The sequence below is a fragment of the Nocardiopsis salina YIM 90010 genome (genome assembly GCF_000341025.1).
GTDB lineage: Bacteria > Actinomycetota > Actinomycetes > Streptosporangiales > Streptosporangiaceae > Nocardiopsis > Nocardiopsis salina.
Genome location: NZ_ANBF01000049.1, coordinates 1 through 12,019, shown reverse-complemented (window position 1 = coordinate 12,019; position 12,019 = coordinate 1). Strand labels below are relative to the sequence as shown.

9 protein-coding genes are annotated in these 12,019 nt (G+C 70.8%); 4 read left to right on the top strand and 5 right to left on the bottom strand.

What is annotated here, in order from left to right; all coding sequences use genetic code 11:
- The first annotated feature begins 569 nt into the window (after positions 1-569).
- Together D474_RS0105315 and D474_RS0105310 are read left to right on the top strand one after the other, a co-directional pair.
- Positions 570-851, top strand: coding sequence for a hypothetical protein (locus D474_RS0105315; RefSeq protein WP_017612556.1), 282 nt, complete (start codon positions 570-572; stop codon positions 849-851).
- Between the two features lie 240 nt (positions 852-1,091).
- Complete coding sequence (locus tag D474_RS0105310) at positions 1,092-2,693, top strand: hypothetical protein (protein ID WP_017612555.1); 1,602 nt, start codon at positions 1,092-1,094, stop codon at positions 2,691-2,693.
- Positions 2,694-2,714: 21 nt separating this feature from the next.
- Here D474_RS0105310 and D474_RS0105305 read toward each other — a convergent pair whose 3' ends face one another.
- The 4 genes from D474_RS0105305 to D474_RS0105290 all read right to left on the bottom strand — a co-directional run bounded on the left by D474_RS0105305 (position 2,715) and on the right by D474_RS0105290 (position 7,724).
- On the bottom strand, positions 2,715-3,506 hold the full coding sequence (locus D474_RS0105305) for a tyrosine-protein phosphatase (RefSeq protein ID WP_017612554.1): 792 nt from the start codon (positions 3,504-3,506) through the stop codon (positions 2,715-2,717).
- A gap of 48 nt (positions 3,507-3,554) precedes the next feature.
- A complete protein-coding gene (locus D474_RS0105300) occupies positions 3,555-4,259 on the bottom strand; it encodes a nucleotidyltransferase family protein (protein ID WP_017612553.1) in 705 nt (234 codons plus the stop codon).
- Between the two features lie 73 nt (positions 4,260-4,332).
- A complete protein-coding gene (locus D474_RS0105295) occupies positions 4,333-6,807 on the bottom strand; it encodes an AAA family ATPase (protein WP_026118189.1) in 2,475 nt (824 codons plus the stop codon).
- Positions 6,808-7,028: 221 nt separating this feature from the next.
- Positions 7,029-7,724: a ribonuclease HII gene (locus D474_RS0105290; protein WP_017612552.1), complete on the bottom strand. Its 696-nt coding sequence runs from the start codon at positions 7,722-7,724 to the stop codon at positions 7,029-7,031.
- A 162-nt stretch (positions 7,725-7,886) separates the two neighbouring features.
- Here D474_RS0105290 and D474_RS0105285 point away from each other — a divergent pair, with 162 nt between their 5' ends.
- Both D474_RS0105285 and D474_RS0105280 read left to right on the top strand, forming a co-directional pair.
- Complete coding sequence (locus D474_RS0105285; protein WP_017612551.1) at positions 7,887-8,456, top strand: DoxX family protein; 570 nt, start codon at positions 7,887-7,889, stop codon at positions 8,454-8,456.
- Between the two features lie 86 nt (positions 8,457-8,542).
- Positions 8,543-9,199, top strand: a complete 657-nt coding sequence (locus D474_RS0105280) for a hypothetical protein (RefSeq protein ID WP_017612550.1) — start codon at positions 8,543-8,545, stop codon at positions 9,197-9,199.
- A gap of 71 nt (positions 9,200-9,270) precedes the next feature.
- Here the strand turns inward: D474_RS0105280 and D474_RS27745 are convergent, their stop codons facing one another.
- Positions 9,271-11,859, bottom strand: a complete 2,589-nt coding sequence (locus D474_RS27745) for a PEP/pyruvate-binding domain-containing protein (RefSeq protein ID WP_017612549.1) — start codon at positions 11,857-11,859, stop codon at positions 9,271-9,273.
- Positions 11,860-12,019: the final 160 nt, after the last annotated feature.

Below are 12,019 nucleotides of genomic sequence, written 5' to 3'. Positions count from 1 at the left end.
CTGGACACCTCCGGAACCCTTCGATTCCCCATCGGTGTTTCGTGGGGGTTTCTGTCTGGACCGCGTGACCCCTGTCGGCCCGTGGGCGCCCACCGGCCGGTGCCGTGGAAGGCGCGGAACCGGATGCGGTCGGGGGCTCCGCGACCTTCGGGAGTCACTCTCCACGACTCCTCTCGGCCGCTGTCACCGCCCAAGCATAAGACACACGGATGCTCACGCAACGCCCGTCGCGGGCGGGGCAGGGCCACGGACGCGGAACGTAAATGGTAAGCCACCGAACGGTCCGACGGTGGTGGCCGGACCGTTCCTCCAGCGGCGTGCTTTCCTGTGCTTTCCGGTTCGCCGGGTTCTCAGGTGGTTTGCAGAGTACACGCCGAAACAGTTCCGTTATATGCCCGGATTGTCCATTTTTCGGCTTTGACCTGCGGAGACGGAGATGTTCGGGTAAACGGGCGGTACCCGAGGTTTTATCAGGCACGGGCGGCAGCGGGGGTTGACAGTCGTTCGAGAACAAGTGGAATGGGTGGAGGTCACCGTCCAGACCATCTTCAGCTAGGGGTTGAGCGAGAATGCTCCAGACCTTCCCGGTCCAGGATCTGAGCCGGATCTCGGCGCGGCTCCACGACGAGTTCAGCGCGCTGTCCCACCGACGGGTGGAGCGCTGCGTCAGCGACACGTGGAAATGCGCCGAACACCTCGGGGTCCCGGTCACGCCGGACCTCGTGGAGCGGGTCGCGCGCGAGCACCTGGAAGCGATGGTCAACTCCGTCCCCCCGTCACGGCCGGAGCACAGGACCCCGCACGCGGGAGACCTGTTCACCGGCCGGCACACGATCCCGGGGCCGCGCTGAGACGACACCGAGCACGAAGGGCACGCTGTTCCGACGCGGACCGCGTGCCCTCGACGTGTGTCCGAAGACGGCTCCCCATCAGGCGGGTGACGCGCCCGGAGCTCTCCCCCTGCGATTGTCCACAGGCTCTGCGACTGCGACGCCCCATCGTAATCTCTGGCATACCCTCGGGTGGTGCCCTCCGCAACGCCTCCCTCACCCCCAGGACCCGAACCCGTCCCCACCGCAGTCTTCGAGCAGATGCTCCGCGCAGCCAGGGCACTCCTGGCCATGCGGCACCCCCTCGACGCCGAGATCTCCTTCAGCAAGCTGCTCGGCAGCTGGTGGGGTGAGCGCCTGCCCGGCGTCGACGTCGACCGCCTGATCGGCGAAGGCCTCATCGCCCACGCCACCGCCTCCGACCGCCCCGAGGGCCTGGGCGTGCTCGCCGCGGTGACGGCGCTGGGCACCAACGACACCCAGCGCGCTCTGGCCGAACAGGGCGTCATCGTCCTGCGCGAGCGGGGCCTCACCGGCCCGGGATGGGCCACCCAACTGGGGTGGGTCACTCCCCTGTCCGCCTACGTCAACGGCGACCGGTTCGGCGACATCGACGAGGTCGTGCTGGTCTTCGGACGCGAGAGCGAACGCGGGTCGGGCCAGGCCGAGCCCGAGCACGCACTGATCCTGGTACAGGACCACAACGGTGGTGGCGTGCTGCGCGACGCCTGGATCACGACGCAGGTCGAGACCCTGCTGAAGCAGTGCCGGGAGCGCGCCCGGACCGACGACTTCGCACGATTCGAGGGGATCGAGCCGACCGAGGCACGCGGCGTGCTCGAACGGGCCCTGCACCGCACCGAACAGGTGGTCTCGGGTGCCGACCGTTCGGAGGCCCCGGTCCCCCAGGCCGTGGGGTTGACCGCCTCGGACCTCACCGGGGGGTCGCTGGCGGCGCACTTCGCACTCGCCAACGCCCGCATCCGGCGCCTGCCCGAGCCGGCCTGCGGCGCACCTCCGCCCGTACCGGTGTGGCGGCGCGACAGGCGTGCGGTGCTGGCCGCCCGATTCCTGGCCTCCGACGAGGCCGCCGAGCTCTCGGACTCCTACGCCGCGAGCCGCTGCACGGACCACATCATCACCCACGGGTGCGACATCGACAGCGGCCGCCCCCTCCGGGTGAGCCCGCGCAAGGTGGAGTCGTTCCTGCTGCACTGGCTGCCCGGTCGTGTGGTGCTGCTGCCCGAGGAGCAGGAGGCCATGCCCCACGTGCTGGCCGCCTGGGTGCGCTGGGCGGGTACCCGCAACGGGCTGCCGCAGGTGGCGGTCGGCGCGACCCTGGATGCGGTATGGGAGTCCACCGCCGCCTTCGCCCGTACCTACCGCGACCCGGCCCGGCCGCTGGGGCTGCGCCAGGAGGCGGTGCGCCGACTGCTGCCCGACGGGGACTTCGCGGCGCTCGCCCGGCGTATGTTCGCGTTCCCGCTCATGGCCAGCGAGCTCGTGGCCTGGGCGCCGGAGGAGTTCGACCCCGACACCTCTGCCGGCCGCAGGGCGCTGCTCCGGCTCGACCACTTCGGCGAGTACGACGCCACGACCCCGCACAGCGGACGGCACTCCAGCGGCCGCGACCACTGGTACCGGCCGGTGACCGGGCACGACCCCGAGCGCGAGCGCCTGCTCGACCGGCACGAACGGCTGGCGGTGCGGCTCTGGCACGGGCGACCACCCAACCTGTGGGCGGCCGCGCGCCGCATGCTCGACCGGGGCGTGGACCGCACCACGGTGCTCAAGGCGCTCGACGAGGTGCTGGGGTCGGCCACGAGCGAGAGCGAGCTGCGGCGCAGGCTCGATTTCCTCTGACTCCGCCCCCGGTGTCCGGCATCAGGCCAGCATGCGTTCGCGCAGGGCCTCCAGGGTCGCCCCGCTCACGCCCAGCCCGTCGGAGACGTAGGTGTCGAAGGACCCGTAGACGGCATCGATCTCGTCGAATGTGGTGTGCAGGTACTCGGCACGCACCCGGGCCATGGGGACGACCTCATCCCAGTCCAGGCCACTGTGCTCGGACAGCAGGCGCAACCACTTGTCTGTGTTCGCCTGGCGGGCATTGCTCTCCAGGTAGTCCCCGACGACCACGGAGCGTTCCACACCCAGCAGGCCCAGGATCAGGGCCGCACCCCATCCTGTGCGGTCCTTGCCCGCGCTGCAGTGGAAGACCAGCGCGGTCGGCCCCTTGGCGGAGCGTTCGACCAGGTCTCGGTAGCCGGCCAACGCCTCGGTGTCGTGCACGAGGTCGCGGTAGACACCGTCCATGAACCGGGATGCGCCCCCGTTGCCGAACATCGCCCGTGCGGCTTCAGGGTCGGTGAGCATGCGGGAGAAGTTGGCGCCGGCCTTCTCCGGATCCTGTACACCGACGACGGCGTACTCGGCGCCCTCGGGCACGATGTCGGGCAGGTTCTCGCGCTCGTGGCCGGTGCGCAGGTCGATCAGCTGGCGGATGCCCAAGCCGTTGAAGGTGGGCAGATCCTCCTCGGAGATCGAGTGCAGCGCATCGGAACGGAACAGCAGGCCCGGGCGGACGGTGCGCCCGCTCTCGGTCCGGTGGCCACCGAGGTCGCGGAAATTGGGGGCACTGGGGAGGATGAAACCGTCTTTCGTCACGAAGCAGACCATATCCACCGCCCCGCCGGCCGTCACGGGGCGGCGGGACGGCGGAGGCGATCAGACGGTGGAGCGCAGAGCGGCGATCTCCTCGCCCGCCTCCTTGACGTCCTTGGCCGTGTCGACGCCGCGCCAGAACCCGTCGATGCGGTAGGCGGTCAGCTTCCCTTCACCGGCCAGTTCGGGGAAGGTCGAGGACTCGTGGTCGCCCTTGGCCGGCAGCAGCGGGGTGATACCGGGTTCGAACAGGTACACGCCGGCGTTGATCCACACGGGCAGCAGAGGGCTCTGGGTGAAGCCTTCGACGCGGTCCTCGTCATCGATGTCGACCACGCCCCAGGTGGTACGGAACCGGGCGAGCGCGAGGGTGGCCAGGCCACCCTTCGCGCGGTGGTGCGCGGTCAGCTCCGTGAGGTCGAACCAGGTGAGCACGTCGCCGTTGAGCGCGAAGTAGGGGGACTCGGCGTCGCGCAGCCCGGTGGCCGCGTAGCGCAGGGCGCCACCTCGGCCCAGCGGTTCGTCCTCGACCAGCAGAGTGATCTCGGGACCCTCGCTGCGGGCCTCGAGATGGTCGCGCAGTACCTCCGCCTTNCGGGGGGGGGGGAGCCATTCCAGCTGATGATCGATGATCGGGCGTCCGGCCACCTCGACCATGGCCTTGGGCCGGGTGTCGGTGTAGGGCCGCAGGCGGGTCGCCTGACCCCCGGCGAGAATCAGCGCCTGGGCGATCGGGGGCTCGGGGTTCGGGGATGTCGCGCTCGTCATGGGGGGACCATAGCAGCACGTCAACAGGCGCTCCCGCGGACATTACCGCCGGTAGCACCTGCCTCGCCACCGATCAGCCGGTCTGGGTGACCTCGCCGTACGCCAGACGCACGTCTGCGCTGGTCAGGCGGGTGAGGTCGGCCGCGGTCGCCGACTCCCCGATCTCCTGCGAGACCCGCAGGTCCCGGCTGGAGCACGCCTTCTCGAACAGGGAACGGGCGAACCGGCCGTTGCCGAGCTGGTCGATGAGCCCGGCCTCGCACACGTGCCCGAAGATGCTGTGCAGATCGACCAGGGCGTCCTCGTCGAAGGTGTCCCCGGTCCTGGCCGCCACCGTTTCGGCGATCTCGGTGAGCTCGTCCGGGCTGTACGACGGAAAGCCCACCCGCACGTCGAAACGGGAGGCCAGACCGGAATTGGAGCCCAAGAAGCGTTCCATCTCCGCCGGGTAGCCCGCCAGCACCACCACCAGTCGGGACCGGTCGTCCTCGGCCCGCTTGAGCAGGGTCTGGATCGCCTCCTGGCCGAACGCGTCCCCACCGCTGTATCCCGGATTGACCAGGGAGTAGGCCTCGTCGATGAAGAGCACCCCACCCAGCGCCCGGTCGACGAGCTTGTTGGTCTTGAGCGCTGTGGCACCCAGGTGCTCGCCCACCAGGTCGGCGCGCTGGGCCTCGACCACGTCGGACTTGCCGAGCAGCCCGAGCGCGGAGAAGACCCGGCCCAGCACCCGGGCCACGGTGGTCTTGCCGGTGCCGGGGGGACCTGTGAAGACGAAGTGGCGCATCGGCGGCTGGTTGGCCAGGCCCTGTTCTTCGCGCAGAGTAGCCACCCGCAGCTGCGCCACGATCGAACGGACCTGGCGCTTGACCGGTTCCAGGCCGATCATGCCGTCCAACTCGGCCAACGCCTCCTCGACGTCGGGCGACTCCCCGAACCCGGCCAGGTGCGCGGTGAGCTCTGTGTAGGCAGTGCGCACGTCGGCCGCACGCACGGTGATGAGCTCCTCGGCCTCGGGTCGAGGGGCCGGGGAGCCGTCCTCCACACCCGAAGTGACCACACGGACGTCGCGGGCCTGGGCGGCCTTCTCGACGACCGAGCGAGCGAAGCGGCCGTTGCCGAGCTCGTCGACGACCTCGCGCCTGACCGCCTGGTCGAACCCGCGGCGAAGCGCCCTGGCCGCCCCGCTCTCCAAGGTGTCCCCGCGGCGGCGCACCAGAGCTTGCGAGATGCGGAAGAGCTCGTCCGCCGAGTAGCTCGGGAACGTGATACGGGTCGAGAAGCGCGAGGCCAGGCCGGGGTTGGTCGACAGGAATGCGTCCATCTCGTCCGCGTACCCGGCCAGGATCACCACGAGCTGGTCGCGGTCGTCCTCGGCCCGCTTGAGCAGGGTCTGGACGGCCTCGTTGCCGAACCGGTCGCTCTGGCCGTCGCCCTCGTTGACCAGGGAGTAGGCCTCGTCGATGAAGAGCACCCCACCCAATGCGCTGTCGACCAGTTCGTTGGTCTTGATGGCGGTCGCGCCCAGGTACTCCCCCACCAGGTCGGCACGCTGGGCCTCCACCACCCGGGCCGAGGGCAGCAGACCGAAGGAATGGAAGACCGTGGCGAGGGTGCGGGCCACGCTGGTCTTGCCGGTACCGGGCGGGCCGGAGAAGACCAGGTGGCGCAGCGGCCGCTCGACGGGGAAACCGGCGTCGGCGCGCAGCCGGGCCGCCTCGATGGAGGCCGCCAGTCCGCGGACCTGCTGTTTGACCGGGTCCAGGCCGATCATGTCCTCGAGTTCGGCCAGGGCCTGGTCCACGGGGACCGGCTCGTCGTCGGAGGCGGGTGCTGCGGGGCCCTCGCCCTGGTTCACGGGCGGTGCGTCGGCCCGTTCCCGTGTCCTACGGCGTTCCCCGCCCTCGGTCCCGGACACGGGGGCCGGGCGTTCGGCCTCGCGCTTGTCCCGGGCCTCGGCGGCCTCGCGCTCGACCTGCCGTGCAGAGGTCAGACGCCACAACAGGCACGCACCCGCTGCGAGGTGGACCAGCGCGATGGGCCACCAGGCCGGGAAGGGGCCGTCGGCGCTGCCGCTGAGCCCGCGCACGATCATCCACAGCAGTGCGAGGGAGAACCCGGCGATCAGACCCGCGGTCAGGGACAGGGTCGTGGTGTGCCAGACGGGGTACTCGCGCACGCGCCCGGCCACGAGCACGACCAGGACAGGCACGGGCAGTAGCAGCAGTGTCAGGGGGCTGCCGCCGAGGGGGATCTGGAAGAGCAGCGAGGCGAGGACCAGCCACAACACCGACACCAGGACGGTGATGAAGGCATCCGTCGACCGCATGAGGGCGTGGAAGGCCACGAGCACGACGACCACGGCCATGAGCGAGTTCAGCACGGGGAGGCCGGCCACGAGCGCGAGCAGGGAGGCGCAGAAGCAGAGTACGAGCGCGGCGACCAGGCGTCTGCTCAGCGGAAGGGCGTGGTAGCGCTGACGCAGGCGGTCCAACCGCGAGGTCGGTACGGGCTGCGCCGCGGTGGCCGGGCGCGGCTCTCGCGTCATCCGTGCCCCTTCCTGCTGGGGGTCAGTGGGCGGTCGGCCGGACCGGGGGCGGGCGGACCGGCTGCGTCGGAGGGGAATCCTACGCCGTTGGCCCCGTTCGGGGCGGTGGAGGGCGGGGGGCGGGGCCGCGCCCGGGGCTTCTCCAGGCCAGCCTTGCCCCAACCGGGGTCGTATGTCCAGCGCGGGACGGCGTGTCGCGTCCGCTCCCGACGTGTCGCAGGTCAGAGCAGGGGGATCTGGCCGTCCACTTCGGCCCGCACCCGGCGCAGATGCCGCCACTCGGGCAGGGCGTCCAGGTAGGACCAGCTCATACGGTGGTGCGGGGTCGGGCCTTCCTCGGCCAGCGTCGCGCGGTGGGTCGGCGAGGGGTACCCGGCGGCCCGTTCGAAGCCGAAGCCCGGGTGGTCCTCGGCGAGCTCGGCCATGTGGGTGTCGCGGGCGACCTTGGCCAGGACCGCGGCAGCGGCCACGTTCACACAGGTCAGGTCGCCCTTGACCTGGGTGCGCACGGTCCAGGGGCTGCCGATGTAGTCGTGGTGGCCGTCCAGAACGACCGCGTCGGGACGTTCGGTGAGCCCTTCGAGGGCGCGGTGGGCGGCCCGGCGCAGCGCCTCGGTCATCCCGACCTCGTCGATCTCGGACGGCGCTGACCAACCGAAGGCGTGGTCGGCGACCCAGGGGCCGGTGAGGCCTGCGATCTCGGCACGCCGTGCGGGGGTGAGTTTCTTGGAGTCGGTGAGACCCTCGGGGACCCGGCCGGAGTGCCCGGAGACCGCGGCGCAGACGAGGACGGGGCCGGCCCAGGCCCCGCGTCCGACCTCGTCGACCCCGGCGATCACGCGCGCGCCGCCGCTGCGCAGCTCGTCCTCCAGGTCGAAGGTGGGCGCGGGTGTTGGTTCTCGAGGTGTCGTCGGCACGTGGTCCAGCCTAAGCGCCGGAGCGCCCGTGGCCGAACCGGCCGGGAACGGAGCCCGGGACGGCGACGGGATCACGACTCGCCGTTGAACACTCTGAGTCATGCTCTTTACTTTCGGTAGTTTCCGCTTGTCAGGACCGACCGATGTTCCAGGAGTGGCGACATGCCAGCCGCACACGCCCGGAGGCGACCCCCTTTCCTACGCGGCCAGGGCCGCCTGTACGACGCCGTCGCCCTCCTGACCCGGATCGGCGTCGGCTGGGCCTTCACCACCCATGCGTTGGGGCTGCGCGGACGCGAGAGCGAACTCTCGGAGCTCGCATCGGGCACTGCGCTCGCCCCGCTCGGCTCGACCGCCCCCGTCCTTCCGGCACTGCTCGTGGCCACTTCCATAGCCTTCGCCGTGGGCCTGCTCACATGGGTGTCCGGGCCACTGCTCGCAGTGGCCGTACTGCTCGGACACCTGGCTCCGGACGGCACCGGGTTCGCTCCGTTCGCCGCTTGGAGCACGAGTGCGCTGGTCGTGGCGGTGTGCCTGCTCATGGCGGCCGGGCCGGGACGGTGGTCGTGGGACCACCTCGTACTAGGTCCTCCCCCTCGCGAGCCGGAACGGACCGGACAACACGACCGGACCGCCCCGCGCCCCGATACATCCCCTGTTTCCCGCCGTCGCCCCGAACACGCACCGCCACTGCTCTATCCTGTGGGGCAGGCCGAGTTCCGTCGGCCCTGACGAACTCCGACGCACCTCCCACGAGCCCAGGCCCGGGCCCCTGTACGGGTGCGTCCCGACGACACGGATCCGCCTGGGGGTGTGCCATGTCCGCCGAAGAGTCCGGCCCGACCCCTGAAGGGTCCGTGGCCAAACTGATGGAGCTCTCCGACAAGCCCACGTTCGGGGAGCGGCTCATCAGCTGGGCCTCGCGCCCGCCCGGACGGCTCTACATCCCGGCGTGCGCCGTGGTCGGCGTCGTTCTGCTCTTCGAGGACAGCGTGCCCGGCGGCCACCTGCCCACCTTCCTGTTCGGACTCATCGTCGGCCTCCTGCTGGCTGGCATGGGTGCGCTGCGCCTGGGCATCGCCCTCGCGGTCGCCCGACCGATGATCCGCTTCTACTGGCTGCGCTGGATCTCCGCCCCGCTGATCGCCGCTGTCGCCATCGGTGTGGCCGTGGCCGACATCCCCCTGCAGATGCGGGTGCAGGCCTCGGCCGAGGCTCTCACCGAACTGCGCGAAGAGCTCGACGACTCCACGACCATCCCTCGCAACGGCGAGACCACCGGCATGTACCGGCTGCACAGCGTCTCGGTGAAGGACGACATCACCCACTACGAGGTCGAGGGCGCCGGGCTCTTCTCTCCGGCCGGGCTCGCCCGCAGCAACGAGGAGATCCCGACCGGGGTGTTCGTGCCCGGCCAGGACTCCAAGATCTACGAGCACGTCACCGACGACTGGTACGTCTGGGTCGCCCACTAGGCACGAGGTCCGGCCCGGGGTGTGAGCCGCCCCGGGCGGACACGGCGGTGGCGGAGCGGTGGCCGCCGTCCCTACCCGCTTTCTGCCGCCATCGCATCGGCGGAGGAGACGACCTCCACGGTGCCCTGGGCACCGTCCACCCGGACCCGGTCACCGGTGGCCAGGCGGGTGGTCGCGTCACCACAGCCCACCACGGCCGGGATACCGAGCTCACGGGCGACGATCGCGGCGTGCGACAGCGGGGCTCCCACGTCGGTGACCACGGCCGCCGCCCTGGGGAACAGCGGCGTCCAGCCGACATTCGTCACGCTGGTCACCAGGATCTCCCCGGGCTTCAGGGCTTCGCCCTCCTCGGGCGAGCCGACGACCCGCGCCGTGGCATCCACCACGCCCGCCGCGCCGGGTGCGCCGCGAATCTCCTCTCCGGCGGGGGCGAGGTCGCGGAACTCGTCGTAGACGTCGACCCGGCGGTTCGGGTCGGCGGCCCAGCGTTCCGGGTCGAATCGGCCGCGGATGAAGGCCGGGTAGGCCGGCAGCGCACGGTAGCGCTCGTAGGCCGCGCGGCGGGCGGGAACGCGCGCCAGCGGGGTTCCATCACCGCGGAGCACGGCGAGGATCTCCTCGATGTTCAGGAAGAACAGGTCCTCACCATGGCCGGTGAGCTCGCCCGCCCGCAACACGAATCCGCGTTGGACCCGCACCGAGCGGACCCACTCCGAACGCCCGGCTTCGCAGTACCAGAACGACTGCGCAGCGGCGGCCATCCGGCGGCGCAGCTTCCTCAGTTTGTCCGGGTGGCGCTCGGCGAAGCGGGCCAGGGCCTCGTCACGGGCGTAGCGCTGGCGTTCCAACAGGTCGTCGACCTGAGTCACGGCCTCGCCCATCNGGTCCAGCCACTCCGGGTCCTCGGCAGGTCGGGGCACCGACAGTTCGAACTCGTCCGGGCACCGGTGCCCCCACCGCTCGCCGAAGGTCTCCCGGTCGATCTCTCCACGGGCGAGTTGGGCCAGCCCCACCATCGGTCCGAGGCTCGCCATCGGACCGCCGAAGTCCTCGTCCTCGCCGGCCCCGCTGCTCAGCGCGTTGACGTCGGCCTCGCTGACCCCCTGTTTGCGCAGCCATGGGCGGAACGTGGCCAAGGCCAGACCGCCCTTCAGGGCCCCTACGGCGCAGGACCGTGCGGCGTGAACCAGCGTCGGGTCGATCTCGCGAGCCCAGATCGCGGCCAGCTCGGCGGGGCTCCGGGCGGCTCGGATGCTCCGCCGTGCCGCGGCGAGGCGCGCCGGCATCCGTCTCATGAGTTCCTGCGATCGGCGGGCTTGCCACAAGAAGCCGAACGTGGTGGAAAGCACTACCGGCAGCGCACGGAGCAGGAGTCGGCGCCGATCGGGCATGGGCGGGATCTCCACGTCCTCGGGCAACTTCCCGGTGATCTGCTCGCTGAACTGCTCCACCTTCTGCCCGTACAGCGTGAATACGGAGAGGTTCATGTACAACCTCCCACCGATGTTGCCGAACTGCGTGATCCCGCGCACGCGGTCCAGCGGCTTGATCACCTGCACGTAGCGCTTGAACATCGCCCAGGAGATGGGCGTCATCACGCTGGGCACCGCCTCGCCGACGTTGGCGCTGGTCCACAGGAAGTCGCCCTCCAGTGAGTCGTTCCGGTCCTCGGGTTCCAGGCTGTCGGCCGGGGCCGCTGCCGTGGTGATCGGCCTGGCCTGCAGGATGGCCAGCCGCCCCTCGTGCCGGGCCCACTCGATGTCCACCGGCGCGCCGTACAGTTTCTCCACGCGCAGGCACTGGCGCACCAACTCCCCGGATTCGCCCTCGTCGAGCACCTCGCGGCGACGCAGACGATCGGGCACCGGCTCCTCCTGCGTGCCGCCGGGTCGGCGCACCGTCATCACCGTCTTGTCCCCTGTGCGCCGCTCGACGGTGCGTCCGGTGCCCCGGTCCACGACCAGTGTGTCGGAGGTGACCGCACCGCTGACGACGGCCTCGCCCAGACCCCAGGCGGCATTGACCGTGATGCGTTCCCGCGCCCCTGTGACCGGGTCGGCGGTGAACACCACCCCGGCCGCGTCCGCGTCCACCAGCTCCTGCACCACAACGGCCAGGCGGACCTGCCGGTGCGCGATGCCGGCCCGGGCACGGTAGGCGATGGCACGGGCCGTCCACAGCGACGCCCAACAGTCGCGCACCGCCTCCAGCAGCGCTTCCTCACCGCGGATGTTGAGGAAGGTCTCCTGCTGGCCGGCGAAGGAGTGCTCCGGCAGGTCCTCGGCCGTGGCCGAGGAGCGTACCGCCACGGCTGTATCCCCGGTACCGAGGTCGCGGTAGGCGCGGCGGATCTCCAGGGCAAGGTCGTCGGGCATCCCAACGCCGCGGAACAGCCCGGCGACATACTCGGCGGTGCGCCGCAGAGCCTCCGGCTGCCCCGGATCGGCTTCGGCCACGGCGTCCAGGATCGACGCGCTCAGCCCCGCGCCTTCGACGAAGCGCGTGTAGGCGTCGGTGGTCACACAGAATCCGGGCGGGACGGCGACACCGGCCCGCATCAGCCTGGCCAGGGAGGCGCCCTTGCCGCCCACACGGTCGAGGTCGGCGATGGAGTCTCCCAGCGGTAGCACGGCCGGGATCCGGCCCTGGTGGTTCATCACGGCGCCTCCTCGTTCTACGGCCGTCCCGGACGCCGGCTCACCGTCACCCGGCACCCGTTCGCCCTTCACATGGAAGAATGACCAACTTAGTATATTTGGTCAAGAGTCAAATTCGGGCGAGGATCTTTCCGTGTACCGCGCGGTGCTCTCGGTCGGC